Source organism: Rhizobium sp. 268, from assembly GCF_036571585.1.
In the GTDB taxonomy this organism is placed as follows: Bacteria; Pseudomonadota; Alphaproteobacteria; order Rhizobiales; family Rhizobiaceae; genus Rhizobium; species Rhizobium redzepovicii.
The window spans coordinates 1-25,646 of record NZ_JAPPSO010000017.1; the positions used below are offsets into that span (position 1 = coordinate 1).

Sequence of the window (25,646 nt, forward strand, 5' to 3'; positions counted from 1 at the left end):
CCACCGCATTAGCTGTTCCCCTCTGGAGGTTTTTGACCTTCACAATTACAAGGGCCCTGGTTTTCCGGTGGCCCTCTTTTTTTGCCCAAATTTTGCTCACTCAATAAAACGCACGGCCTCACGCCTCCGTGATTTGCATATCGACGCCTGACGATCAATATATCGATCGAAGACGATTTATAGTTCGGCTAACGACGATGGACAAAGACGAGATTATCAAGGCACTCGCCCATCCCACCCGGATGGACATTCTGAGCTGGCTGAAAAATCCCGAGCAGCATTTTCCTTCGCAGGAGCATCCTTTCGAAATGGGTGTCTGTGCCAGCCAGTTCGAACGCTGCGGCCTGTCGCAGTCGACGGTCTCGGCCCATTTGGGAACGCTGCATCGCGCCGGCCTCGTCACCACCAAACGCGTGGGACAGTGGATCTTCTACAAGCGCAACGAAGAAACGATCGCTGCATTCCTCAAGCAGCTGACGCAGGACCTATAAAATGCCCCTCGCCCTTCTCGTCCTTGCCTTGAGCTCGTTTGCTATAGGCACCACCGAATTCGTCATCATGGGTCTTCTGCCCGAGGTCGCCACCGATCTCTCGGTGACGATCCCGCAGGCCGGGTGGCTGGTAACCGGTTATGCACTGGCGGTCGCAATCGGCGCCCCGGTGATGGCTATTGCGACGGCCAAGCTGAAGCGCCGCACCGCCCTGATCGCGCTGATGGCCTTCTTCATCGCCGGCAACCTGCTTTGCGCGCTGGCAAGCGACTACTGGGTGCTGATGATTGCCCGTGTCGTGACCGCGCTTTGCCACGGCGCCTTCTTCGGCATCGGTTCGGTCGTCGCCGCCAGCCTGGTCGCCGAAGACCGCAAGGCCCGCGCCGTCGCCCTGATGTTTACCGGCCTGACGCTCGCCAATGTTCTTGGCGTGCCGCTCGGCACCGCCATCGGCCAGGCTTATGGCTGGCGCGCCACGTTCGGTATCGTCACCGTCATCGGCGTCGTCACCATATCAGGCCTGATCGCCATCCTGCCCAGGGATAAGCAGCAAGAGAACGGCAGTATCCTGCGCGAGATCGCCGCACTCCGGAATGGTGGCCTGTGGCTGGCGCTGTCCACCACCGTCTTCTTCGCCGCCTCGATGTTCGCGCTCTTCACCTATATCGCGCCGCTGCTGCGTGACGTTACCGGCATTTCCCCGGAAGGCGTCACCTGGACACTGTTCCTGATCGGCCTCGGGCTGACCATCGGCAATCTCGTCGGCGGCAAACTGGCCGACTGGCGGCTTGGCGCGACGCTTGCCGGTGTCTTCGCCGCCATCGCCGTTACGTCGATCGCCTTCAGCTATACCAGCCGCTTCTTCATCCCGGCTGAAATCACGCTTTTCCTCTGGGCCTTGGCAAGCTTTGCCGCTGTGCCGGCGCTCCAGGTCGGCGTCGTCGGTTTCGGTAAGGACGCCCCGAACCTGGTTTCAACCATCAATATCGGCGCCTTCAACACCGGTAACGCGCTCGGCGCCTGGGTTGGCGGCCTGGTCATCGATGCCGGCTTCGATCTTACCCGCGTCCCGCTCGCCGCAGCCTTGATGGCCCTGATCGGCCTCGGCGCGACTGGACTCACCTATCTCTCCGCCAGGGGCCGAGCCGCCCTCGCCCCTGCCGAGTGATCCTCCCGCAAAAGAAAGGACCATCATGGCCAAGCTTTTCGAACCCACCAAGGTTGGCGACATTACAGTCAAGAACCGCATCGTCATGGCGCCGCTCACCCGCAACCGCTCGCCGGGCGCCATCCCCAACGACCTCAATGTCGAATATTACCGCCAGCGCGCCACGGCAGGCCTGATCATTACCGAAGCGACCGCGATCACCCATCAGGGCCAGGGCTACGCCGACGTGCCCGGCCTTTACAGCAAAGAGGCTCTCGACGGCTGGAAGCGCGTCACCGACGCCGTTCACGCGGCCGGCGGCAAGATCGTCGTCCAGATGTGGCATGTCGGCCGCATCTCGCACACTACGCTGCAGCCGAATGGCGGCAAACCGGTCTCCTCTACCGACCGGATCGCCAAGGCCAAGACCTACCTGGTCAATGGCGACGGCACCGGCAGCTTTGCCGACACCTCCGAGCCGCGCGCCCTCGATACCGCTGAAATCCCGGGTATCATCGAAGATTACCGCAAGGCCGCGCGTGCGGCGATCAATGCCGGCTTCGACGGCGTCGAGATCCATGGCGCCAACGGCTACCTGCTCGACCAGTTCATCCGCGACGGCGTCAACGACCGCACCGATCAATATGGCGGCTCGATCGAAAACCGCGCCCGTTTGACCTTCGACGTCGTCGATGCCGTCGTCAGTGAAATCGGCGCAGGCCGAACCGCGATCCGCATATCGCCGGTGACACCGTCGGGCGAAAGCTACGATTCCAATCCGCAGGCGACTTTCACCCGTGTCGTCGAGGGGCTGGCCAAATACGATCTGGCCTATATCCATGTGATCGAAGGCCAGACCGGCGGTGATCGCGACTACCGCCAGGGCGACAATCCTTCCTTCGATTACAAGGCGTTGCGCCAGGCTTATGAAACCGCCGGCGGCAAGGCCGACTGGATGGTCAATAACGGTTATGACCGCGATCTAGCGATCGATGCTGTGGAAAGCGGCCGCGTCGACCTCGTCGCCTTCGGCAAGCCCTTCATCGCCAATCCCGATCTCGTCGAACGCTTGGCGAAGAACCTGCCGCTCAACACGCCCGACCAGTCGACCTTCTATGGCGGCACCGCCAGGGGCTATGTCGACTATCCCGCTCTCGAAAAGGTCGCCTGAACCTTTGGAACACACATTGCGAATCCCGCCGAAAGGCGGGATTTTCATTTCCCACGGATCTTTGTAGGGTGTGCCTATGTTCGCTCCCCATCTTGATCGCTGGTCGCTGATATCAGACGGCGAGCCCATCATCACCCATTCAAGCCGTCTGCTGCCGGTCCTCTGGCAGGAGAAGCCTGCCATGCTGAAAGTGGCCGCCGATGTCGACGAACGATACGGCGCGCTGTTGATGCAATGGTGGGATGGCGACGGCGCAGCCCATGTCTACGCTCATGAGGGCGACGCGGTACTCCTGGAACGGGCGATGGGGGAACGCTCGCTGCTTGCCATGGCGATGAACGGCGAGGACGACGAGGCAAGCCGCATCCTCTGCCGAACGGCCGCAAGGCTGCATGCGCCGCGCGAAAAACCGCTTCCCGATCCCATCCCCCTCAGCCGCTGGTTCCGCGATCTCGAGCCGGCGGCAGGCAAACATGGCGGCACGCTGGCCGAATGCTCGGCGATTGCCAATGCGCTGCTTGCCGATCCGCGCGACCTCACCGTCCTCCACGGCGACATTCACCACGACAATATCCTCGATTTCGAGGCGCGCGGCTGGCTGGCGATCGATCCGAAGCGACTGCATGGCGAGCGCGGCTTCGATTTCGCCAACATCTTCGCCAACGAGGAACTGCCGACCATTACCGATCCGGCTCGCTTCCGCCGCCAGCTCGCCATCGTCTCGGCGGAGGCTCGGATCGAGCCGAAGCGGCTGCTGCAGTGGATTGCCGCCTATTCCGGCCTTTCCGCCGCCTGGTTCCTCGGCGATCCGAACATTGAGCAGGCCGAGACGGCGTTGAAGGTCGCCCGGATTGCGCTGGCAGAACTCGAGGCTTAACCCGCACTCTCGGACGAAGGTGCGATCAAGGCCGCCGCCATCTCACGATGCGGTTCAGGCAGGCAGCCGAGCGCCACGAGCGAAGCTCTGACGGCCTCGTCGATCGGCGTCTGCGGTTCCTTGCCGAGTTCGGCAGTGAGCTTGGTGTTGCTCATCCTCAGCGGCACCTTCCAGAGATACCGCATCTCCTTGATCTCCCGCAGCATCGGAGCGAACGGCGCGGCGAGCGGCACGATCCACCAGGGAAAACGGGCGATCCTGGCTTTGCCGCCTGCGACACGCTTGATCGCTTCGGCCATCTGCATACCGTCTGCATCCCAGAACCCCTCCATATGATAGACGGCAAAGGGGGGCAACCGATCGGCGCGCTCGATGAGCTGGGCCATGGTTTCCGCCATATCGGGCAGATAGGCCCACTGATGGCCGATGCCGCGCTGCCCCGGATTCTTGATCGTGCCGACGGGTTTACCCGGCGTGACCAGGCCCGATGAAAACCAGCTGTTTCCAGTCGTGCCCGGGCCGAAGAAATCCCCTGCCCTGACGATGATCGCTCCAACACCAGCTTCACATGCCGCTTCCAGCCGCTTCTCCATCTCGACGCGGATTGCCCCCTTCTTCGTCAGCGGATGCTGCGGGCTTTCCTCTGTCGGCGCCGGCAGGGCGTCCGGCCCGAAATTGTAGACGTTTCCAGGCAGTACAATGCGGGCGCCGACGGTGCGGGCAGCAGCGATGGTATTGTCCATCATCGGCAGCACCAGCGTTCCCCAATTGCGATAGCCGGGCGGATTGACGGCGTGGACGATCATGCTGACGCCTTCGGCCGCCCTCAGGACGTCACCAGCATTGATCGCATCGCCCTGCACCCATTCGAAAGCCGGCTCGCGCCTCGACACCTTGGCGGCGTCACGGTTAAGCGCCCGGATGCGCCAGCCGCGCGCAAGCAGCTTGCGGGCAACCGCGCTGCCGATACCGCCGGTGGCGCCGAGAACGAGGGCCGTCTTCTTCATTTCGCTGCTCATGACAATCATCTCCTTCGCTTGAATGGAGGGATTATGCCATCGGCCCCAAGTAAACAAAATTGACGAAATAAATGCAGCTGCTATACAAAAATATATGAACATAGAACCGAGCTGGGATTTCTACCGCACCTTCCTGACCGTGCTCAAGCAAGGGTCGCTTTCGGCCGCCGCCCGCGAGTTGGGGCTGACGCAGCCGACCATAGGCCGCCATATTGACGCATTGGAAACGGCAATCGGCGCCGAACTCTTCACCCGATCCCCGAACGGGCTGCTGCCGACCGACGCCGCATTGGCGCTGAAGCCCTATGCCGAGACGCTGGCGGCAACCACTGCCGCGCTTTTGCGCACAGCATCCGGTGAGCGCGAGCGCGTCGCCGGAACCGTCAGGGTCAGCGCCAGCGAGGTCATCGCAGTCGAAGTACTGCCTGGGATTCTCGGCCCGCTGCAGGACGCTTATCCCGAACTCCAGATCGAGCTGTCGGCTTCCGATGCGATTGAGGATCTGGTGAGCCGCGAGGCCGATATTGCCGTGCGCATGGCCGAGCCGCAGCAGGGTGCGCTCGTCGTGCGCCGCATCGGCGATATCCCGCTTGGTTTCCACGCCCATCGCCGCTACCTCGAACGACACGGCATTCCGCAAACCCTGGCCGACCTCGCAAACCACCGGCTCATCGGCTTCGACCGCCAGACGGCCTATGTCCGCCTGGTAACAAAACGCTATGAGGTGCCGGGCATCGACTTCTCCTACAGGACCGACAGCAATCTTGCCCAGCTTTCGGCGATCCGCGCCGGCGTCGGCATCGGTCTCTGCCAGATTGGGCTCGTACGTGACAATCCCGATCTGGTGCACCTCCTGCCCGATGCGTTCAAGATCCCGCTCGGCACCTGGGTGGCGATGCATGAGAGCCTGAAGACCTCGCCGCGCTGCCGCGCCACCTTCGACGCACTGGTCAAGGGGCTTCAGGATTATCACCGATATTCGACCGGCACATAACCTCGAAATCCGGAATCGATTTTTGGAGAGAATCATGCGCACATTTCAACGCAAGAGAGCAACCGAAATCTGCCTTGTCGGACGCGCGGCGCTGTAAGCGGAAGAAAATGATGAGCCACGATCCGGTTGAACTCGTGCCCTACGATCCGCAATGGCCGCAGGCGTTCCGGCGCATCCGTGACAGGTTGCTCGTCTTGCTGCCGCAGGCGCTCTCCATCGATCACATCGGCAGCACCTCCATATCGGGCATGACCGCCAAGCCGCTGATCGATATCGACATCGTTCTTCCCAGCCTCGGGCATATCGAGGCTGCCACCGATGTGCTTCTGGCCGAAGGTTACGAACCGCGCGGCAATCGTTATGACGACGAGGTCTGGGCGTTTTTATCGAGAGGTTTGGTGCCGCGGGAGCGGGTCTACCTTTGTCCAGCCGGCAATGGCACGCATCGAAACAGGCTAGCTTTCCGGGATCATCTCATTGCGCATCCCGAGGCTGCGGCCGAATATGCCGCGCTCAAACGCAGGCTGGCGGGCGAATTCAGGATGGATGGGGACGGCTATACCGCGCATAAGCGCGAATTCGTCGACGCAATCGTCGCGCGGGCATTGGCGGACGATCGCTGACTTCAAAAGCCTTGCGAGGCCCCGGCCCCGCGGTCCTTCCACTGACCGTCTACCACCTCGGTTTCCGGCCGGTCACCGCCTTCGGCATATTCCTCATGCCACTTGCCATTCTCGTCCTGCCAACTGATCTCGGCGGAATCGCCGCCGACCTGCTGTTCGGCCGCGACGATGCGCGCGGCTTCGAGCGCCTCGGCATGAGTGGGGAATGCCTCGGAATAAACGCCTCCGAGCCTGTAAGCCCAACCGCCGTCATGCGGCACGACTTCGTAGACCACCTTGATCATGCATCCGTCTCCTCATCTTCTTGTTGCGCATTCGCACGCTTCCGGACAGGATCCGGATCATCGCGGCCGCTTGACAAGAATTCGAGGACGCCGCGATCTGCTTTCCGGCCCCGATGACATTCAGTATTCCATTAAACGCCGAAGACTGCAAATGGCCCCAGACCGCGGCTTTCTTGATATGCGAAATCAGTGACTTAGATAAAACGCATGAATCGGGACAGGAGCTGAGACTTGGCGATTGCGTCACGCTTAAAAGAAGAGAAGTTTCTGGTCGCCTCAATTGCCGTTGCAGCGATCGCCTATCTCTTGGAACACGCGGTGATCGAGATGGGACGCGGCGTCGCGTTGATTGCCGCCGCCGCCCTGGTCGGCACCATCGTTCTCGCCTCGATCCGCGTTGCCCATCATGCCGAACTGCTCGCCATCAAGGTCGGCGACCCCTATGGCACGATGATCCTGACACTGTCGGCTGTTGCCGTGGAGGTCATCATCCTCGCCATCATGATGAGCGGAGAGAGTTCGCCGACACTGGTGCGCGACACGATCTATTCCGCCCTGATGCTCGATATCAACGGCATTCTGGGTCTCGCCGCCCTGCTCGGCGGCCTGAAGCACGGAGAACAGCCCTACAACGACAATTCGGGCAAGACCTACGGCGTGATGATCCTCACCGCCATGGGCATCTCGATGATAGTGCCGGAATTCGTGCCCCGCGACAAATGGCACTATTATTCCGCCTTCACCATCGTCGCGATGATTGCGCTCTACGGCCTCTTCCTGCGCATGCAGGTCGGCCAGCACAGCTATTTCTTCAGCTACAGCTACCCGCGCTCCGAACGGAAGAAAGGGGCTTCGGATGCGCACGGCGCTGACGAACCGGCCGCGATATCGATCGCCACCATTCTCGTCGGCGTCGTCATCATCGGCCTGCTGGCCGAGTTCATGTCGGCCTTGATGACCGAGGGTTTGCGCGACAGCGGCGCGCCGATCGCCGTCACCGCCGTCGTCGTCGCCGCGATTTCAGCTGCCCCCGAGATCCTGACCGCCTTGAGGGCAGCGCTCAGAAACCGCATGCAGGCGACGGTCAACATCGCCATGGGCGCCTCGCTTTCGACCGTGATCCTGACGGTGCCGGTCATGGAGGCGATCGCGCTCTATACCGGCCAGCCCTTCATCATGGCGATGACCCCGGTGCAGACGGTGATGGTGACGATCACGCTGATTGCCGCAGCGATCAACCTCAATGACGGCGAGACCAACGCCATCGAAGGCATGACGCACTTCATCCTCTTTGCCACCTTCGTCATGCTGACGGCACTGGGGCTTTGAGAGAGCGGTCACGCGCTCGGCAGGTCACGCCCGTCGGCGAGGTCCTGCGTCGGTCAATCCTTAGATTTTTCCAGGAAGCGCTCTTTACGGGTTTTTGGTTTGAAGCGCCGGAAGAAGTTTTCGACGGCGCGGATGGATTTGGTGACGGACATCAGCCTGTCGATCTGGCTGTTCGCATTGTGAAGCCGCTCAGACAGGACTTCGGCCGCCGTCATCGCGATTTCGACCGGCGGCACCTGCGGAAAGCGTTTGGCGAGCGCCGCATAGGGGCTGGCATCGACGCCGCCCATCATCGAGATCGTGCCCATCCTGGCAAAAAGACGCAGGAAGATTTGCTCGAACGTCCAATCGTGTACGTCGAAGACCTTCCACTTCTCGCTTCTCTTTGCCGAAAAGCCGGCAAGCAGGATCTTGCCCGGCAGCTGCAGATCGGCGAGCCAGAGCGCCATCGCAAAGCCGCTCGTCGCGATCTTGCCTGCCGGATAGAGATCTCCGATCATTTGCGTCAGATCGAGGTGGCGGGCGCGAGTGCCGTTGAAGCGGCTCTCCTCGCTGAAGTTCTCCTCGGGGGAAACGCGGATGTTGACCACACCCAGAAAATCATCGCCGGCAAAGAAGCGCAAGACATCCGCCACCTCGCGCCGGTGAACGATATTGGCGCCCATCACACCGCTGCGGGCGACCAGCACCGCATGTCCGGCGAAGGGTTCGTCGAGCACCTTGTAGACGTTGTTGAAGAAGACGTAGAGCGTCGTCTCCGGCAGCTCGCTTCGCAGCCGCTCCAAATCGACAGCCTCGCTGTTTGCCACCAGCACGATGTGGGAATAGCGCGACAGCAGCGCCTTCCACGCGTCCGGCGTCAGGAAATTGAAGCCGCTATCGGCGGCGGCTAGCCTCTGCGTATCACTGGGGATCGATTCCATATCGGCTCACATGCACTTTCCAAGGACGCGCCTTGCTAGCTGTTGCTGAAATAGGCGCGCATCCGTGCAAGCCGCGCCAGCCCGCCGATCTGCTTTCCCATATGCAAGACGAATCCGCCGATCCGGCCCGCAGCCGACGGCTGCCTGCAGAAGGACGCCCAGGGCGTGTTGCGGAGATCCTCGACATACTGCCTGGCCATCCGCCGATGCACCCAGGAAACGGTCGCCTGCCACGGTTTCTTGCGGCCGGTAAAGTGAAAGATGGCCGGCCGATCGACGAAAGGCAAAAGCCCCGTCTGCGTGTTCCAGCGCGGATCGAGCACCAGCCAGTCGCCGTCGAAACTGACGTTCAGCGCATCCTGGTCGTTGTTTTCGAACAGATGCGACCGCTCCTCGAAGATCTCCCGGGTTCTGGCGAAAAGCCCCTTCGCGCGGCAGGCCGACCAGTCAAACAGCAATACGCCGGCATTGAAATAGCGTCCGCCCTCGCCCATACCGATCTTGCGCTGCCGTGCGCCGGCTTTCTCTGGGAAGGCCATGACATAATCGTCGACCGCGGCAAGCGCCTTGCCTCGGAGATCCCTGGTAAAGAGTTCGTCGACGGGCGCCACCGCGAGCACGTCGGCATCAAGGTAAAGCAGGCGCTCGATATGATCGGGAATATGCAGATCCATGTAGAGCCGCGCCAGTGTCGCGCCCGACCAGCGGCCCCGGGCCTGCTTTGCCGTATCCGGGGTATTATAGGGCAGCACAGTGATCGCCATGTCGTGCAACTGCGCGAAACTACCGACCTCGGCGATCTCGTTCGGCTTGAGGTCGATACCGAGAAGCAGGAACTCCACGCCAGGAGCGTCGAGATTGCGCTTGACCGAAAGCAGCGTGCAGCAGGCAGCCGGCAGCATGTTGACATCCGAACAGACGATCACCGCACTCTGCTGCAAAATCCCGGCCCCCCGAAGCGGCAACTTAAACTTGATGCCGGATATCTAGTGGGTTTGGTGGCCGCCCGCAACCGCAGATCACCGGCCGAACCGTCGCTCCTCGTCACGTTTTGAATCGGAATTCAACGACTTGCGAGGCAAAGCGGAATCAACGCCCTAAGGCCTTGAATCGGGACATGAGCCTAAAGTCGCAGCGCCAGCGGATGATCGACGAGCAGGCGGTCGACTGTCGCAAGTTGCAGGCCCTCGACCTTGCATTGCGCCAGCAGCAATCGGTCGAAGGGATCGCGCGTGTCCGGCTCTGGGTCGGCGGCGATGATGACGTGCTGAATTTCGATCCGCAATAATATCAGCCCTATTTCTTCAAGAGACCGCGCGATGTCTTCAAGCGGCATGCCAGTATCCAGCTTTCCCAGACGAGCCTTGATCGCCGTTTCCCAGAGACTTGCGACGCTGACGAAGCCCTCGGTCTTGCTATCACCAAGCAGCGCCGCGATCTCTGGGAACCGTTGTCCCACGTCCTTGCGCAGGATCGCGAGAACGATATGGGTATCGAGGAGAAGCCTCATCGCTACGGCAAAGGTTTCAGGAGAAAATCCTCCGGCAGCGGATCATCAAAATCATCCGCGATGAACGGTACAGGATTGGTGATGCCCCGCGCACGCAGATAAGCCTGACCGGCTTCCAGGTCCAAGCCGCCGCGCTTCTGATGCGGTACAAGATCGAAGACCGGGCGGCCGTTGCGCGTCACGACGATGGTCTCGCCTTCCTCGACCTCGCGGGCAAGCTCGGTCAGGCGGTTCTTCGCGTCGCGGATCGAAACGGTCTTCATGCCACAAATGTAGCTACATGCAGCCACATCGTCAACGTCGCCACAAGCAAAAGGCCCGCCGTCGCCGGCAGGCCTTCGATCGATACTATCGCAGTCCGCTTACTTGCAGGCGGCGCAAAAACGCTGGATGCGGCGGCAGGCTTCCTCGAGAAGATCTTCCGACGTCGCATAGGAGATGCGGAAATTAGGGCCGAGGCCGAAGGCCGAGCCATGAACGACGGCGACGCCTTCCGATTCCAGAAGCTCGGAAACGAAATCCTCATCCGTCTCGATGACTTTGCCGGAGGGTGCGGTTTTGCCGATCAAGCCCTTGCAGGAGGGATAGACGTAGAAGGCGCCTTCCGGCACCGGGCAAACGATGCCCTTGGCCTGGTTCAGCATGGAAACGACGAGATCGCGGCGGCCTTCGAAGATCTTCTTGTTCTCAGGAATGAAGTCCTGCGTGCCGTTCAGCGCTTCGACGGCGGCCCACTGGGCAATCGACGTCGCGCCTGAGGTCTGCTGGCCCTGGATCATGTCCATCGCCTTGATGAGCTGGATCGGGCCTGCGGCATAGCCGATACGCCAACCGGTCATCGCATACGCCTTGGAAACGCCGTTCATCGTCAGTGTGCGGTCATAGAGCTTCGGCTCGACTTCGACGGGCGTAACGAACTTGAAGTCGCCATAGGTCAGGTGCTCGTACATATCGTCGGTCAGCACCCAGACATGCGGATGCTTCATCAGCACGTCTGTCAATGCCTTCAGCTCGGCATGCGTATAGGCCGCACCCGTCGGGTTGGACGGCGAGTTGAAGATGAACCACTTGGTTTTCGGCGTGATCGCCTTTTCCAAATCGGCGGCCTGGAGCTTGAAATTATGCTCCTGGGTCGCGGAAACGAAAACCGGCGTGCCGCCGCACAGCGCCACCATCTCAGGGTAGGAAACCCAGTAAGGTGCGGGGACGACGACTTCATCGCCGGGGTTCAGCGTCGCCATGAAGGCGTTGAACAGGATCTGCTTGCCGCCGGTGCCGACGATTGTCTGCTCCCAGGAATACTCCAGGCCGTTTTCGCGCTTGAATTTGGCGGCGATCGCCTTGCGCAGTTCGGGAATGCCGGAAACCGGCGTGTACTTGGTCTCGCCGCGGTTGATCGCCTCGATGGCGGCCGTCTTGATATTCTCCGGCGTATCGAAATCCGGCTCGCCTGCGCCGAGGCCAATGACGTCACGTCCTTTTGCTTTCAGCTCACGCGCTTTCTGGGAAACGGCGATGGTGGCTGAAGGCTTCACACGGGAAAGAGCATCGGCAAGGAAGGCCATGATATCGGTCCTAATGGTTGATACGGGCAGAAAGCCGCGACCGGAGTTCTGCGGTTAGCTCTATGTCCAATGTATGACGGCATTTCAAGCGTAAAGGCGTGATGGGGGCAATGATTCTTATTGATCCTTTTGCCGCACCGCCCCCCAGTTTGCCGGCGCTTCGGACAGCAGTTGAAGTGCGCGGCGCAACTCTTGCACTGAGATCTGAGACCATTGTGGTTCTCCGTTTCCTCGAAGTCATTCGCGGGCATGTCGAGAAGATCAGGATTATCGCCGGCAACTGGCGCGACCTGACCTTCGTCATCATGCCGATCAGCGAGGGTTGTTGTCACAAAGACAGCGGCGGACGGTCGGCGACATCTCCACAGCGTCCGGCACCTTCGCGGTTGCGATGATCGCGTTTTTCCTCACCTATGTCTTTTTGAAATCAGAGAGATCGCAGGATTTCATCGCCGCCACGAATAAGCCGCAACAAATGCCGGGCCGCGCCGTAATTCGGTCGCGAGCGCGCCGAGATCGAAGCCGCATCATTGACTTATCCAAAATTGGTTATTGAGGGTATGCCAATGTTTCTGGAAGACGAATATGCCATAGGGCGCATACGTGCGCGCCGGATTTCCATTTCATTTCTTGTCGCCGCCACCGCCTTTGTCGCCTGTGTCACGGCAATGCTGGGGCTTGTCTCCGCCGCTCGCGCCGAGACGCAGCAGGCGCCCAGCCAGCTTGCAGCACTGGTGCGGCCGAACGACGTCAACAGCGGTTCGCTGCTGTTTCCTTCGAAGGAGCCGGGCTTCTACGTCGAAGCGCCGCGGCTGAAGAGCGACGTCGCGATCGATGTCTCCGGCCCGATCGCGAGGGTGAAGGTGACGCAGCGTTTCCAGAACCCGAGCAAGGGCTGGGTCGAGGGCACCTACGTCTTCCCACTGCCGGACAATTCCGCCGTCGATGCGCTGAAGATGCAGATCGGCGAACGCTTCATCGAAGGCCAGATCAAGCCGCGCCAGGAAGCCCGCGAGATCTACGAGCAGGCCAAGGCGGAGGGCAAGAAGACGGCGCTGCTCGAACAGCAGCGGCCGAACATCTTCACCAACCAGGTCGCCAATATCGGGCCCGGGGAAGAGATCGTCGTGCAGATCGAATATCAGCAAACCGTCCACCAGTCGGGCGGCGAGTTCTCGCTGCGCTTCCCGATGGTCGTCGCCCCGCGCTACAATCCTGCGCCGATCGTCCAGACCGTCGAGTTCAACAACGGCGCCGGTTTCGCCACGCCGCGCGACCCGGTGGGAAACCGGGATAAGATCGAAGCCCCGGTGCTTGATCCGCGCGACAATGCCAAGATCAACCCGGTTTCGCTGACCGTCGACCTCAAGGCCGGTTTTCGGCTCGGCGAGGTCAAATCCTCCTTCCACGAGGTCGATATCCACCAGGACGGCGACCAGACGAGAACGATCAGCCTGAAGGGGGACGCCGTCCCCGCCGACAAGGATTTCGAACTGACCTGGCAGGCCGCGCCCGGCAAACTGCCGAGCGCCGGACTCTTCCGCGAAGTGATTGATGGTAAGACCTATCTGCTCGCCTTCGTCACCCCGCCGACGGCGCCGGATGCGGCAGCGCCGCCAGCCAAACGTGAAGTGGTCTTCGTCATCGACAATTCCGGCTCCATGTCCGGGCCGTCGATCGAGCAGGCAAGGCAGAGCCTGGCGCTTGCCATTTCCAGGCTGAACCCCGACGACCGCTTCAACGTCGTCCGTTTCGACGACACGATGACCGACTATTTCAAGGGCCTGGTCGCCGCCACCCCGGATAACCGCGAAAAGGCGATCGCCTACGTCAGGGGCCTGACCGCCGACGGCGGCACCGAAATGCTGCCCGCACTCGAGGATGCGCTGCGCAATCAGGGACCGGTTGCAACCGGAGCGCTGCGGCAGGTCGTGTTCCTGACCGATGGTGCGATTGGCAACGAACAGCAGCTCTTCCAGGAAATCACCGCAAGCCGCGGCGATGCCCGCGTCTTCACCGTCGGGATCGGCTCGGCCCCGAACACCTATTTCATGTCCAAGGCCGCCGAAATCGGCCGTGGCACCTTCACTCAGATCGGCTCGACCGATCAGGTGGCAAGCCGCATGGGCGAGCTTTTCGCCAAGCTGCAGAACCCCGCCATGATCGATATCGCCGCAAATTTCGAAGGCATCGCGGCCGAGGATATTACGCCGAACCCGATGCCGGACCTTTATAGCGGCGAGCCTGTCGTTCTCACAGCGGAACTGCCGGGGGATAAGCCCGCCGGCAAGCTTGAAATCATCGGCAAGACGGGCGACCAGCCCTGGCGCGTCCAAATGGATATCGCCAATGCCGCCGACGGCAACGGCGTCTCCAAGCTCTGGGCGCGGCGTAAGATCGATGATTTCGAAGCCCGCGCCTATGAGCGTCAGAATCCGGCCGCGCTCGACAAGGATATCGAGACGGTGGCGCTCGCCCACCATCTCGTCTCCCGCCTCACCAGCCTGGTCGCCGTCGACGTCACGCCGTCGCGACCGGCAAGCGAACCGCTCGGCTCAGCAAAGCTGCCGCTGAACCTGCCTGAGGGTTGGGATTTCGATAAGGTCTTCGGCGAAAACGTTGTTCCTTCCGGTGGCGGAGAACGTCATGGCGCAGCCACCCCTGCAGCAAACGCCGGACCGCAACAGGCCGTGGTCGAAACACCGGATCTCGCCGCATCGCCTGAGCTCGCCAACATGATGGCCGCGGCCCCGACCGCTAAGGCCGCCACCCTGATCGCGCAGAAGAGCTCGACCGTGAACCTGCCGCAGACGGCGACGCGCGCCGACGAGCAGATCATCCGCGGGCTTACCATGCTGCTCCTGGCGCTGACGGCGGCAAGCGGGCTGGCCGTCTGGCGCCGGCGCATCAAGCGGTTGATCGCGGTGGGAGCCAAGCCAAATGGTCTCTAGGCTAGCAGCAAGCCGGAACGAGGAAGCGGCCGAATTCGAGCCGCTTCCGACCTATCTGGAACTCGCCATGGCGGCCGCCACGGCCCACGACAGGCCCAAGGTGCGCCAGAGGAAAGGCTTCTTCCTCTGGCGTCTTTCCCCGATCGAAAAAGCGATCGCCGTCGGTATCGCCGGCCTTGCCCTTTACGGCTTGGCGCTGATCGGCGACGGTTTCCTGCTGAAGGCGAAGGCGGAGCTTTCCCAGGTTCTGCTGAAACGCGCCTTCGCTGCCGAACTCAGGGGCGAAGCGACGAAACCCTGGCCTTGGGCTGATTTCACTACGGAAGCCAAGGTGCGCGCACCGCGCCTCGGCAAGGAGGCGATCGTGCTTTCCGGCGCTTCCGGCGAAGCTCTCGCCTTTGGTCCTGCCTGGCTCGCCAACACGCCGCAGCCAGGCGATGAAGGCACCGCGGTTATCGCCGCCCATCGCGACACGCATTTTCGCTGGCTGCAATATATAAAGCCCGGCGACACCATCGAGGTCACCCGTCGTGACGGCAAGGTCCTGACCTTCAAGGCCGGCGAAGGCCGTATCGCCCCCTGGGATGCCAGCGGCATCGATCCCGCCTCCAACGGCCGCCATCTGGTGCTGACCACCTGCTGGCCCTTCGATGCGACCGAACGCGGGCCGTTGCGCTATATCCTCGAAGCCGAACTGGTCGATGGGCAAGTGACAGGTTCCGTTCAACCGGTAAACACAAAGCCGTTATATCGGATCGAATGAGGGTTGAAGCTCTCCCCTGCCCGCTCCACGTTCCAGCGTGACAGACGACGGGGAAGCAAGATGACCAGAATATCCGCCTTTCAAATCGCCGCAGCGCTGCTTCTGATCGGCGCCTTATCAGCCGGTGCGGACGACACCGTCAACACGCAGGATCTGGCGGTCCGTGTCGACAAGCTTGCCGACGGCCTCGAACATCCCTGGGCGGTCGAGGTGTTGCCCGACGGCGCCTACCTCGTCACCGAGCGGCCGGGTCGGATGCGCATCGTCCGCGACGGCAAAGTCTCCGGCCCGATCGGCGGTGTGCCCAAGGTCAGCGCCCGCGGCCAGGGCGGCCTGATGGATGTGGCGCTGGCTCCGGACTTTGCGACGTCCAGAAAGCTCTATTTCACCGCTGCCATCGCCAATAAACAGGGCTCAGGCACCGAGGCCTTCACCGCCACGCTTTCCGCCGACGAGAAGGCACTCGATGCGGTGACGCCTGTTTTCACCATGCAGCGCTTCACCACGGGCAATATCCAGTACGGCTCGCGCATCGCCATTGCCCGTGACGGTTCGCTGTTCATCAGCGTCGGCGACCGCGGCGACCGCGACCGCTCGCAGGACTGGCGGGACGATGCCGGCTCGATCATCCACATCAATGCCGATGGCAGCATCCCGGCCGACAATCCGTTCAAGGACGGCGGCAAAGCGCTGCCGGAAATCTGGTCGAAAGGCCACCGCAACCCGCAGGGTATCACCTTCGATAGCAAGGACGGCAAGCTTTATACCGTCGAACACGGCGCCCGCGGCGGCGACGAGATCAATGAGCCCGAGGCGGGCAAGAATTACGGCTGGCCGATCATCACCTACGGCCGCGACTATTCCGGCGCCGAGATCGGAGAAGGTACAGCGAAGAAGGGACTGGAACAGCCGCTGCATTACTGGGATCCGTCGATCGCGCCCGGTGCGCTCGCTGTCTATCGCGGCGCCATGTTTCCGGAATGGGACGGCAATTTCATCGTCGCGGCGCTGAAGTTCCAGCTGCTATCGCGCATGCAGCGCGACGAAAGCGGCGCCTTCGTCGCCGAGGAGCGGCTGTTCGAGGGCGAATACGGCCGCATTCGCGATGTCATCGTCGCGCCCGACGGCGCGCTGCTGATGGTGACGGACGAGGATAACGGCGCGCTGCTCAGAGTTTCGCGCGCTGAGGCCAACAACGGCTGAAAGATCACAAGGTCCCGCGAAGTTCCTTGCGGATAACGAATTTCAGCCCGGACCAGATTTCGTCGACGGCGCAGACCTTGACGTCGACAAGACCGGTCGGAAGGAGGATCTTCCGGAGCACGTCCTCGGTGACATCGGTCGGCACCCGCGAACTCTTTTTTGGCCAGGAGATCCAGAGCATGCCATCCGGTTTGAGAACGCCGAAGAGCCTAACCGCGACAGCCTCCAGCGCTGCCCGTTCGGTCACAAACAGATGCACGTAGTCGAAAGCCCGCCGAGGCGTCTCCGGCAGCGCAAGGGCGACCGAGGCAAAACCATCGAAGCCATGGATATCGCCAATCGTTTCGGGAACGCCGAGAAGAGCAGCCGCCTGCCCGCGCCCAAGGCCGAGCTTGCTGGCGAGCGGCCTGCCTGAATAGCCAGCCGTCCCGGACGTTGCAGCCGTATCGCCGGCCGGCCGGCTTTCTTCCTGTCCCATCCTGTCATCTCCGCCGATAGAAGTCTTTGCCCTTGCCTGGAGGAAATGCAACTGCTAACCGCTCCGGCCTACCCTTCCCCATAGAGGACGACATGACGCGCGCTCAGGCGAACCTCCTGCTATTGTTCGCAGCCGCCATCTGGGGCGGCGGCTTCGTTGCCCAGTCGACGGCGATGAAGGCGATCGGCCCCTTCTGGTTCATCGCTCTGCGTTTTACCGTCGCCACATTGGCCGTGCTGCCCTTCGTCGTTTTCGAAGCGCGCAAAGCCAAGGCGAAGACAAGCGCCCGCCATGCGAAACTCTATATCCTCACCGGCCTTGCCCTTTTCAGCGGCGCAGCCACACAGCAGGTCGGGCTGCAGACGACCACGGTGACGAATTCCAGCTTCATCACCGGTCTCTATGTGGTCTTCGTGCCGCTGATCGCCGTGTTCTTCCTGCGCCGTGCCCCGCATTGGATCATCTGGCCGGGCGCGCTGATGGCCGTCGCCGGCATCTATCTCCTCTCCGGCGGTCATCTCTCGGCCCTCACCTCAGGCGATCTCCTGACAGTCGCCTGCGCCGTCTTCTGGGCAATCCAGATCACCCTTGCCGGCACGACCGTTTCTGCGACCGGAAGGCCGCTTGCACTCTCGGCCACGCAATTCGCCGTCACCGCGGTCTGCGCGCTCGCCATTGCCGCAGCCTTTGAACCGATCACGCTGTCGGCAATATGGGCCGCAGGACCTCAGATTCTCTATGTCGGCATTTTCTCCTCGGGCTTGGCCTTCGTGCTGCAGGTGATCGCCCAGCGTTACACGACGCCCTCGCAGGCCGCGATCTTCCTCTCCTCCGAAGCGCTTTTCGGCTCGTCGCTTGCGGCCCTTGTGCTCGGGGAGACGATGCCGGCGACGGGTTATGCAGGTTGCGCGCTCCTGTTTATCGCTATGCTTGTGGTCGAACTCGTGCCCGGATTTGCCCGGCGACGCTTGCCAGCCGTCTGAACACGCCTCCAAATATGGGCGATTGGCGAATCCGAAAAAAAATTAACGAGAGCGGCAAGACGCGTTCACGTTGCATTTTTGGGAAAATCTGCTCGAAACTTATATTGCAGACGATGTAAAACGTTAATCATTCCCTATCGGCGAAGGAAATTTTGCGTTTTTGCGCAAATTGGATATCCGGGCAGGTGTGCCTCGAACGACACGGAAAAAAACTTTTACTTGCCAAAATTCGTTTAACGCAGCACTCTCAGCGCGTTCGGGCATTTTGCGAGCATGGGAAGTCCTAAAGTATTTGCGCGCCGGGAACGCCAATTATCCCGGTCAGCCGGTTCCGATTATGGCGGGCGAAAGTCCTGTCTGGAGCAGGCCGAGGTAGAGGGGACCTTTTTCTCACATTTCAAGAATTGCCTGCCAACGCCTCCCGCAAGGAGGCAATGCTATGATGCTGCCCGTGTGGATGGCGGGCGGAGAGAAAAGGACCTGACGCATGGCAGAGACTGGCACTGTAAAATTCTTCAATACCGACAAAGGCTTCGGCTTCATCAAGCCGGACCGGGGCGGCGCCGATATCTTCGTTCACATTTCTGCCGTTCAAGCCTCCGGACTGGCCGGCCTGACGGAAAATCAGAAGGTAAGCTTCGACACGGAGCCGGATCGCCGCGGCAAGGGCCCAAAGGCCGTCAATCTGCAGATTGCGGGCTGAACCCTTAACAAGGCTGTCGAATTTCGAGTTGAAGCCCGGCAGCAATGCCGGGTTTTGTCGTTCAGCCTTCGTTCAGCTACTGATCTCTACTACCATCATCATCGAGATAGGAACCGGCGTTCGGTTCCCGGGATTGGGATTTATGCTTATGAACAGGCTCGCCAAAACTCTTCTGCTGACGGCAACGGCTGCTGCGCTTACCCTTTCTGTTATCGGCGAGGCATCGGCCGGCGACCGCCATTGGCGGCATCATGGCAATAACGACGCGCTCGTCGGAGGCGCAGTCGGCCTTGCCACCGGCCTGATCGTCGGCTCGGCCATCGCCAACGCCAATAACGGCCCTGTTTACGACGAGCCTCGCTACATCGACCCGCCCTACGAACCCGGATATTACGAGCCGGCTCCGGTCTATCGCGCCCCGCGCCGCGTTTATGTCGAGCAGCCGCAATATGTCGAACAGCCGCGCTATTATGCGCCGGTCCGCACGGCAGTGGAGCCCTGGTCGCCGCAATGGGAGCGTTACTGCTCTTATCGCTACCGCTCCTTCGATCCGCGTAGCGGCACCTATATCGGCAATGACGGCCGCAGCCATTTCTGCACCGCCGGCTGATCTCTCTTCATCGCTGATGCCGAGCGCCGCTTTTTAGCGGCGCTTTCTTTTTGCCCATCTGTCAGCCGAGTTTCTCAAAGGGTCTCGGCATCGGGCTCAAAATCGGTCGAGACGCTGACGGCGCGCCATTCCCGATCAGCCTCAATACGCGCGGCATCGGCTTTTTCGACATTGCTGACCGCATCGCTGCCGAGCAGCAGCCGGAACGGGGGCTGGTCGAGACCGGCGATATGGATAATGACCGCAGCCGCCTTGGCGGGATCGCCGGGCTGGCGGCCATTATACTCACGCTGGAAGCGCACGGTAGCGCCGACCGTCTCCTCATAGTCCTGCCGCCCTTCGGCAAGCATCGTCGAGGCGCCGGCGAAATCGGTTCTGAAGCCGCCGGGCTCGATCACTGTCACCTTGATGCCGAATGGCGCAACCTCTTTCGACAGCACCTCAGAAAAGCCCTCGACAGCAAATTTCGCCGCCGAATAGGCGCCGCGCCCGGCAGGGCCGATACGGCCGCCGACCGATGAGAACTGGATGATGTGCCCCGCCCCCTGCCCGCGCATTAAGGCGATGACCGCCTTGGTCATGATGATCGTGCCGAACAGGTTGGCCTCGACCTGTGCCCGGAAATCGGCGAGACTGGTATCTTCGATCGAGGAAACATTGCCGTAGCCGGCATTGTTGACGAGCACATCGATACGCCCGAACCTCTTCACGCCAGCCTCGACCGCCACTGCTGCCGCCGTCTCGTCGGTCACATCGAGCGCTATCGTCAACACCTGGCCGCCATACCGCTCGGAGAGATCGGCAAGGCGGGCGGGATCGCGCGCCGTCGCCACCAGATTGTCGCCGGAGGCCAAAACCGCCTCCGCCAGCGCCCGGCCGAGACCGCGCGAACTTCCTGTGATCAACCAGACCCTGGACATCGGAAACCTTTCCCTTCTTTGGTTCCCGGCTGATGTATGGTCTGTTGTATCCAATCGAAAGAAGGTACCCAGACGATCTATACACACCTTGAGGTAACTGACATGACCAGTGACATGTTCGACTTCTGCTGCTCCATGACGGACGAACAGGATGCGCGCGCTCGCGAACTGATCGAGCGGGCGGCGGCGAAATGGCCGCTGCGCATCCTGCACGTGCTCGCCGATGCCGGTGCACCCTTGCGCTTCTCGCGCCTCATGGAAAGGGTCGAGGGCATCAGCCAGAAAGTGCTGACGCAGACGCTACGCACCCTCGAAAGAGACGGTCTCATCATCCGCACCCTCTATCCGCAAGTGCCGCCGCGCGTCGAATATGAGTTGACGCCGCTCGGACGCGACCTCCTCATGCAGGTTGCCGCCCTCTGGCGTTGGATCGTCGAACGTTTGGGCGATTTCGATGCGCGCAAGGCCGTGAAGCTGACCGTGACAGGCGTTTAGGCCGGGATGCGGATCGTTGCCCTCAGTCCGCCGAGCGGGCTGTCGCCAAGGGTGACGTTGCCGCCGTGACTGCGGGCGATGTCGCGGGCGATCGCAAGGCCGAGGCCGGTGCCCGAGGCATCGAGATTACGCGCCGCGTCCAGCCGGAAGAACGGCTTGAACACGTCCTCGCGATTCTTTTCCGGAATGCCCGGCCCGTCGTCGTCGAAGATGACGGTCAACCATTTGGCACTGTGCTTGGCCTCAATGTCGAGCCTGCCCGCATAACGCCGCGCATTCGATGCAAGGTTGGTGACGAGACGCATGAAGGCGTTCGGCCTGACCGATATGTCGTCATCGCCTTCGATCGTATAGCTGAATGTCTTGCCGTGCAGGGCGAAATCGGATTCCAGCTTTGCGAAGACCTCGCTGAGTCTTAACTCGCCGACATCTTCTTCGACCTCGCCGCGTGCGAAAGCCGTATAGGCCTCCAGCATGGCCTGCATATCGTCGACGTCGTCGTTCAGCCCATGCAGATCGGGATTGTCGCCGGCGAGCGCCAGTTGCAGTTTGAAGCGGGTCAGGATGGTGCGCAGATCATGGCTGACGCCCGACAGCATCGCAGTGCGCTGCTCGATCTGCCGCTCGATTCGCTCGCGCATCAGGATAAAGGCAAGGCCGGCGCGCCGGACCTCGTCGGCCCCGCGCGGATAGAAATTGTCGGGTTTCTGCCCCTTGCCGAAGCTTTCGGCCGCGCGCGCCAAGGTCAGGATCGGACGGATTTGTCCGCGCAGGAAGAGGATCGAGATGCCGATCAACACCAGCGAGGTGCCGACCATCCAGACGATGAAGATATGGGTGTTCGAGGCATAGGTCTGGCTGCGCTTGGTCAGCACCCTGAGGATCTTGTTGTCAAGCTTGATGCGGATCTCGACGAGGTTCGAGTTGCCGACCGTGTCGATCCAGAAAGGCCGGTGGATCTCGTCGGTGATCTCGTCGCTGAGGATGCCATCGAGGATCGAGAAGAAGGGCTTGACGCGCGGCGGCGGCAGATCGCCGTCCGGCTCGATCGAGATCTGCAGGCTGAGCTGATCGCGGGCGATGCGGACGATCTCGCTATAGTCCGAATTCTGCGGGTAGGTCTCGATGATCTCTATGATCGCGGCAATGTCGCGGGTGACGGCAAGCGACAGCCGCTCCGTCACCATCTGCCAGTGGCGCTCCATGAAGACGGCCGCGACAACGGATTGCAGTAGCACCATCGGAATGATGATAATCAGCAGCGAGCGCGCGTAAAGCCCGGTCGGCAGCCGCCGGCGCAGCCAGCGGACAACCGAGCGCCAGCCTGGCGCAGAATTGCGGTCTTCCCGCCGCAAGCTGTCGATCGTCACCATCAGCGCCGGTCCTGGCCTCTATCCTTAGACCTAAAGCGCGTCGCGACTTTCAGATTCGCTCCTTGCGCTTTAGGTCTTTGTTTTCAGCATGTCGTTGCCGCAAAACCGCTGCACAGTTTTGCGCGACATGCATTAGTCGATGCTCAGCCTGTATCCGATGCCGCGCACGGTCTGCAGCCAGACGGGATTGGCCGGATCATCCTCGATCTTACGCCGCAGCCGGTTGATCTGCACGTCGATCGTCCGTTCGCCCACCTCGGTGTCGTTGCCGATCAGCTCATGGCGGGGGATCGTATCGCCGGCACGCCGCGCAAAGAGCAGCATGATCTCCTGCTCGCGGTCGGTCAGCCGGATCACCTCGCTGGCCTTCTTCAGCTCCTTGCGGGTCAGCGAGAATGTGTAGGGGCCGAACATCACTTGTTCGATCTTCGGTCCCTCCCCGCCGGCATTGCGACGCAGGATATTGTTGATGCGCAGCACCAGTTCCCGCGGATCGAAGGGCTTGGAAAGATAGTCGTCGGCGCCTGCCTCGAGGCCTTCGATGCGGTTGCCGGACTCTGCCAACGCCGTCAGCATGATGATCGGCACATTCTTGATGGCGCGAAGCCCGCGGGTGACGTCGATGCCGGATTCGCCCGGCATCATCACATCCATGATGATCAGGTCGAAATCGAGACCCGCGAGCTTGCGCTGCGCCTCGGCGCCGTCGGCGGCGACGGTCACGCGAAAGCCGTTCTCGGCGAGATAGCGATTGAGCAGCGCGCGGATGCGCGAGTCGTCGTCGACCACCAGCAGATGCGCCGCATCGTCGGAAATACCTGTCTTGACCGCCATTCAATCCGCCTTCTGTCTGTCCCGCATGCCTCTAAGGAAAGCTTTTACGCCCTCCCGCACCTCCGCAGAAGCCCCTTCGAATGCCCGCTCAATGCGGCGCGATTGCGGCTCGGCAAGAGCAAGCGCCAGCTCTCGTCCCGATTTCGTTGGATAAAGCTTGCGCTGCCGCCGGTCCTCCGGCCCCGCCACCTGGCGAATATAGCCTGAATCGATCAGCTGTTTCAGCACCCTTGCAAGGCTCTGCTTGGTGATCTTCAGCGTATCGAGAAGATCGGCCACCGTCATGCCGGGGTTACGGTTGACGAAATGCACGACGCGGTGATGCGCCCGCCCGAAGCCGCTTGTTTCGAGGATGGCGTCAGGATCGGAAACGAAGTCGCGATAGGCGAAGAAGAACAGCTCGATGATCTCGAAATCGATGATGTCGGTATCTTCCATCGGCGTGGCCAGCGGCTCTGACTTGCCTACTTTCGGGCCGGTCTGTCGTGACACGCGGCATTTCCTTTCTCTTCCCGCCCCCGCGGGAAATTTCGCCAAAATATGCCAGCTTTATTGACATAAATTGCGTCACTGTGAGTTTTCCGACCTCTACGGGAGACTCGCACGGACTTTTTTCCTCAGCATTTCCATGAAAACCAAGACCCGCCCGGCACTCCGACGCAATACGCGATTTCCCCTTGCGTCTGTGGATAAAACGTAATGGGGACAACAATCAACAGGCTTGGCGCTTGAAGCGCCGGCTTTAAGGGCGAGCGCGCTGGCCGGATGTTCAAGCTCACCTATATAACCAAACGGTTTCGCCAAGCGCTGCGGCATCGAGGTCATCGAGCGCGCAACCCCGCGGAAGAATTCCCCGGCTTCAGCGAATGCTTCCTCACCGGCTCGGCTGCTGAGGTGACGACGATTTCCGAAAGGCCGATGAACGGCTACCAGCCGCAGTCGCGGCCGGGCAAAATGCGTCATGCGGTCGACACAGTGATTCAAAGCGTTACGGCGCCGCACGGCTGAAAAGACGCGCGGCGCTAGGCTGAACGCCCGCGGGCATTTACCGATGTGCCCGTGCCATGACCAGACCGGCGAGCGTCGAGAGAATGCCGCCGCCGATCAGGCCGCCGATGCCGGCAGCGATCAGGCCGGTCATAGCCGCTTCCCCACCGACCATGCCGAGCAGCATGCCGCCGGCGACACCGCCGATCGCGCCTGCGATCGTTCGAGCGACGACATTGATCGCATGCTGCTTCAAGGCGGCGCTCGCGGCATTGCCGCCAATGGCACCGGCAATCAATTGTATGACGAGCGGAAGTAGCGCTTCCATGACTTTCCTCCTCTGGCGATCTCCCCGATCGCCGCTTTATATGCCGAACCTTCAGCATATTAGCATTTTATCATATTACGAAGGAAAGCGTTAAGAAAAAATCAACCCATGCGGGAGGCAAGGGAAGAAGTTGACAGACGTGAAACGAGGCGGCCAGTTCGACCGCCTCGTTGTATTTTTCCCGGTTCGATTATTGATAAACGTAGACGATCCGGCGTGTACCGGGATCAACCAGAACCGGTCGGTCGTTGATCCTGGTATAGCGGTACTCGTAATCCGGGATCGACTGGAAGGTAACATCGGCGGGCACCTCTGCACCGACGACGACATCGCCGCCGAGCTGCACCGTCTGGCCGGGATTGGTGTCGATATAGGTGCGGACCGTCTCCGGCGGCGTGATGCTCTCGACAGCCCCGACCGGGCCGAGCAACTCGTCGCCCGGGGCCGGCTGCGGGTCAACGGGAACGACGCTGGCGGTCGACTCGTAGGTTACGACAGGAACGCCGATCTCGTCGCGGTGCTGTTCGACGATGACCTGGCTGCCGCCGCGGTCGACCTGCAGATAGTCGGCGTAGACCCAGCCGCGCATCCCGTTGACGTCGACGCGGCACCAGCGGCTGCCTTCGATGCAGCCGTCGAGCACCGCGGTCGAGCCGCGGGTGGCAAGACCGACCGCCGGATATTGCGGGCCGGGGCCGGCACGGACATTGAGATCGTTGACGGTCGTCGCCATCATCTCCGCCTGCGCCAGACCGCCGCTCGCCAGGAGCACGGCTCCGGCCAATAGAATGTTTCTCTTCAAGGTCATCTGAGCGTCTCCTTGGTTTCGATGGGCTGACAACGCGCGGCGTTCCACGATGTTCCCATCGACTGCCTAGCATCAAAGACCGCTTGCAGAATGCACTTCATAAGCAATTGAAAAAATTCAATAAAACAAGGTTTTTCGGCATCTGACGACACCATCGGAAGGCATAAATTCTTGTTGCAGCCCGTCTTCTTGCCGTGAGGCAAGGCAGCAAACACGGAAAATTCCGGCTGTCCTTGACGCGGTTTCGGACTATACCCTGAGCATCCCAGACACCAAG

The 25,646-nt window shown here is 61.3% G+C and carries 30 protein-coding genes and 1 pseudogene; 16 read left to right on the forward strand and 15 right to left on the reverse strand.

Annotated features, from left to right (window positions below; all coding sequences use genetic code 11):
- Positions 1-197: 197 nt before the first annotated feature.
- From OS035_RS27375 to OS035_RS27390, 4 genes are all read left to right on the forward strand, one after another.
- Positions 198-491 carry an ArsR/SmtB family transcription factor gene (locus OS035_RS27375; RefSeq protein ID WP_097626774.1) on the forward strand — a complete coding sequence of 98 codons (294 nt, stop codon included), beginning with the start codon at positions 198-200 and terminating at the stop codon, positions 489-491.
- A 1-nt stretch (position 492) separates the two neighbouring features.
- Positions 493-1,659 carry an MFS transporter gene (locus OS035_RS27380; RefSeq protein ID WP_097626772.1) on the forward strand — a complete coding sequence of 389 codons (1,167 nt, stop codon included), beginning with the start codon at positions 493-495 and terminating at the stop codon, positions 1,657-1,659.
- A 25-nt stretch (positions 1,660-1,684) separates the two neighbouring features.
- Entirely contained in the window at positions 1,685-2,809 is a 1,125-nt protein-coding gene (locus OS035_RS27385) for an alkene reductase (RefSeq protein ID WP_097626770.1), read from the forward strand.
- Positions 2,810-2,885: 76 nt separating this feature from the next.
- Complete coding sequence (locus tag OS035_RS27390) at positions 2,886-3,686, forward strand: aminoglycoside phosphotransferase family protein (protein ID WP_097626768.1); 801 nt, start codon at positions 2,886-2,888, stop codon at positions 3,684-3,686.
- On the opposite strand, the gene OS035_RS27395 is transcribed toward OS035_RS27390, so the two are convergent.
- Positions 3,683-4,705, reverse strand: coding sequence for an NAD-dependent epimerase/dehydratase family protein (locus tag OS035_RS27395; protein ID WP_131711516.1), 1,023 nt, complete (start codon positions 4,703-4,705; stop codon positions 3,683-3,685). The two genes, OS035_RS27390 and OS035_RS27395, sit on opposite strands and share 4 nt — an antisense overlap.
- 94 nt (positions 4,706-4,799) lie before the next feature.
- Between OS035_RS27395 and OS035_RS27400 the strand changes: the two genes are divergently transcribed.
- Together OS035_RS27400 and OS035_RS27405 are read left to right on the forward strand one after the other, a co-directional pair.
- Complete coding sequence (locus OS035_RS27400) at positions 4,800-5,699, forward strand: LysR family transcriptional regulator (RefSeq protein ID WP_331814265.1); 900 nt, start codon at positions 4,800-4,802, stop codon at positions 5,697-5,699.
- Between the two features lie 107 nt (positions 5,700-5,806).
- Positions 5,807-6,322 (forward strand): GrpB family protein, encoded by a 516-nt coding sequence (locus tag OS035_RS27405; protein ID WP_041671490.1) that lies wholly within the window; start codon positions 5,807-5,809, stop codon positions 6,320-6,322.
- Positions 6,323-6,324: 2 nt separating this feature from the next.
- Here OS035_RS27405 and OS035_RS27410 read toward each other — a convergent pair whose 3' ends face one another.
- Positions 6,325-6,606, reverse strand: coding sequence for a DUF2188 domain-containing protein (locus OS035_RS27410; protein ID WP_097626760.1), 282 nt, complete (start codon positions 6,604-6,606; stop codon positions 6,325-6,327).
- A 231-nt stretch (positions 6,607-6,837) separates the two neighbouring features.
- Here OS035_RS27410 and OS035_RS27415 point away from each other — a divergent pair, with 231 nt between their 5' ends.
- The gene (locus tag OS035_RS27415) at positions 6,838-7,935 is read left to right on the forward strand and encodes a calcium:proton antiporter (RefSeq protein WP_310805203.1); all 1,098 of its coding nucleotides are present in this window, start codon (positions 6,838-6,840) and stop codon (positions 7,933-7,935) included.
- Between the two features lie 53 nt (positions 7,936-7,988).
- Here the strand turns inward: OS035_RS27415 and OS035_RS27420 are convergent, their stop codons facing one another.
- The 5 genes from OS035_RS27420 to OS035_RS27440 form a co-directional block, all read right to left on the reverse strand.
- A complete protein-coding gene (locus OS035_RS27420) occupies positions 7,989-8,858 on the reverse strand; it encodes a 3-deoxy-manno-octulosonate cytidylyltransferase (protein WP_097626756.1) in 870 nt (289 codons plus the stop codon).
- Positions 8,859-8,893: 35 nt separating this feature from the next.
- Positions 8,894-9,799, reverse strand: a complete 906-nt coding sequence (locus tag OS035_RS27425) for a glycosyltransferase family 8 protein (protein WP_097626754.1) — start codon at positions 9,797-9,799, stop codon at positions 8,894-8,896.
- Positions 9,800-9,981: 182 nt separating this feature from the next.
- A complete protein-coding gene (locus OS035_RS27430; RefSeq protein WP_331814266.1) occupies positions 9,982-10,368 on the reverse strand; it encodes a type II toxin-antitoxin system VapC family toxin in 387 nt (128 codons plus the stop codon).
- A gap of 2 nt (positions 10,369-10,370) precedes the next feature.
- The gene (locus tag OS035_RS27435; protein WP_064839929.1) at positions 10,371-10,631 is read right to left on the reverse strand and encodes a type II toxin-antitoxin system Phd/YefM family antitoxin; all 261 of its coding nucleotides are present in this window, start codon (positions 10,629-10,631) and stop codon (positions 10,371-10,373) included.
- A 99-nt stretch (positions 10,632-10,730) separates the two neighbouring features.
- Positions 10,731-11,933 (reverse strand): pyridoxal phosphate-dependent aminotransferase, encoded by a 1,203-nt coding sequence (locus tag OS035_RS27440; RefSeq protein WP_097626750.1) that lies wholly within the window; start codon positions 11,931-11,933, stop codon positions 10,731-10,733.
- Between the two features lie 110 nt (positions 11,934-12,043).
- Here OS035_RS27440 and OS035_RS27445 point away from each other — a divergent pair, with 110 nt between their 5' ends.
- From OS035_RS27445 to OS035_RS27460, 4 genes are all read left to right on the forward strand, one after another.
- On the forward strand, positions 12,044-12,328 hold the full coding sequence (locus OS035_RS27445) for a hypothetical protein (RefSeq protein WP_131711515.1): 285 nt from the start codon (positions 12,044-12,046) through the stop codon (positions 12,326-12,328).
- 171 nt (positions 12,329-12,499) lie between these two features.
- Entirely contained in the window at positions 12,500-14,884 is a 2,385-nt protein-coding gene (locus OS035_RS27450; RefSeq protein WP_183777602.1) for a marine proteobacterial sortase target protein, read from the forward strand.
- On the forward strand, positions 14,874-15,647 hold the full coding sequence (locus OS035_RS27455) for a class GN sortase (protein ID WP_097626746.1): 774 nt from the start codon (positions 14,874-14,876) through the stop codon (positions 15,645-15,647). The genes OS035_RS27450 and OS035_RS27455 overlap by 11 nt, the downstream gene beginning before the upstream one ends.
- A 60-nt stretch (positions 15,648-15,707) precedes the next feature.
- Positions 15,708-16,850: a PQQ-dependent sugar dehydrogenase gene (locus OS035_RS27460; RefSeq protein WP_097626745.1), complete on the forward strand. Its 1,143-nt coding sequence runs from the start codon at positions 15,708-15,710 to the stop codon at positions 16,848-16,850.
- 4 nt (positions 16,851-16,854) lie between these two features.
- Here OS035_RS27460 and OS035_RS27465 read toward each other — a convergent pair whose 3' ends face one another.
- Positions 16,855-17,328, reverse strand: a complete 474-nt coding sequence (locus tag OS035_RS27465; RefSeq protein WP_097626742.1) for a DUF3052 domain-containing protein — start codon at positions 17,326-17,328, stop codon at positions 16,855-16,857.
- 92 nt (positions 17,329-17,420) lie between these two features.
- On the opposite strand from OS035_RS27465, the gene OS035_RS27470 reads away from it, so the two are divergent.
- The 3 genes from OS035_RS27470 to OS035_RS27480 all read left to right on the forward strand — a co-directional run bounded on the left by OS035_RS27470 (position 17,421) and on the right by OS035_RS27480 (position 19,624).
- Positions 17,421-18,311, forward strand: a complete 891-nt coding sequence (locus tag OS035_RS27470; protein WP_097626740.1) for a DMT family transporter — start codon at positions 17,421-17,423, stop codon at positions 18,309-18,311.
- A gap of 487 nt (positions 18,312-18,798) precedes the next feature.
- Positions 18,799-19,014, forward strand: coding sequence for a cold-shock protein (locus OS035_RS27475; protein ID WP_003561293.1), 216 nt, complete (start codon positions 18,799-18,801; stop codon positions 19,012-19,014).
- A gap of 148 nt (positions 19,015-19,162) precedes the next feature.
- Entirely contained in the window at positions 19,163-19,624 is a 462-nt protein-coding gene (locus tag OS035_RS27480) for a BA14K family protein (RefSeq protein WP_097626829.1), read from the forward strand.
- A gap of 74 nt (positions 19,625-19,698) precedes the next feature.
- On the opposite strand, the gene OS035_RS27485 is transcribed toward OS035_RS27480, so the two are convergent.
- Positions 19,699-20,544, reverse strand: coding sequence for an oxidoreductase (locus tag OS035_RS27485; RefSeq protein WP_097626738.1), 846 nt, complete (start codon positions 20,542-20,544; stop codon positions 19,699-19,701).
- A gap of 36 nt (positions 20,545-20,580) precedes the next feature.
- Between OS035_RS27485 and OS035_RS27490 the strand changes: the two genes are divergently transcribed.
- Positions 20,581-21,039 carry a winged helix-turn-helix transcriptional regulator gene (locus OS035_RS27490; protein WP_097626736.1) on the forward strand — a complete coding sequence of 153 codons (459 nt, stop codon included), beginning with the start codon at positions 20,581-20,583 and terminating at the stop codon, positions 21,037-21,039.
- Here the strand turns inward: OS035_RS27490 and OS035_RS27495 are convergent.
- The 3 genes from OS035_RS27495 to OS035_RS27505 all read right to left on the reverse strand — a co-directional run bounded on the left by OS035_RS27495 (position 21,036) and on the right by OS035_RS27505 (position 23,738).
- Positions 21,036-22,412 (reverse strand): ATP-binding protein, encoded by a 1,377-nt coding sequence (locus tag OS035_RS27495; RefSeq protein WP_097626734.1) that lies wholly within the window; start codon positions 22,410-22,412, stop codon positions 21,036-21,038. The two genes, OS035_RS27490 and OS035_RS27495, sit on opposite strands and share 4 nt — an antisense overlap.
- 132 nt (positions 22,413-22,544) lie before the next feature.
- Entirely contained in the window at positions 22,545-23,246 is a 702-nt protein-coding gene (locus OS035_RS27500) for a response regulator (RefSeq protein WP_003581129.1), read from the reverse strand.
- A complete protein-coding gene (locus OS035_RS27505) occupies positions 23,247-23,738 on the reverse strand; it encodes a MarR family winged helix-turn-helix transcriptional regulator (RefSeq protein WP_097626732.1) in 492 nt (163 codons plus the stop codon).
- Positions 23,739-24,045: 307 nt separating this feature from the next.
- On the opposite strand from OS035_RS27505, the pseudogene OS035_RS33615 reads away from it, so the two are divergent.
- Positions 24,046-24,158, forward strand: a pseudogene (locus OS035_RS33615) (branched-chain amino acid aminotransferase); the annotation flags it as partial.
- Between the two features lie 133 nt (positions 24,159-24,291).
- Here OS035_RS33615 and OS035_RS27515 read toward each other — a convergent pair.
- From OS035_RS27515 to OS035_RS27525, 3 genes are all read right to left on the reverse strand, one after another.
- On the reverse strand, positions 24,292-24,561 hold the full coding sequence (locus OS035_RS27515) for a hypothetical protein (RefSeq protein WP_097626728.1): 270 nt from the start codon (positions 24,559-24,561) through the stop codon (positions 24,292-24,294).
- Between the two features lie 190 nt (positions 24,562-24,751).
- Complete coding sequence (locus tag OS035_RS27520; RefSeq protein ID WP_331814267.1) at positions 24,752-25,369, reverse strand: DUF1236 domain-containing protein; 618 nt, start codon at positions 25,367-25,369, stop codon at positions 24,752-24,754.
- Entirely contained in the window at positions 25,366-25,584 is a 219-nt protein-coding gene (locus OS035_RS27525; RefSeq protein ID WP_131711514.1) for a hypothetical protein, read from the reverse strand. Before OS035_RS27525 ends, OS035_RS27520 begins: the two co-directional genes overlap by 4 nt.
- Positions 25,585-25,646: the final 62 nt, after the last annotated feature.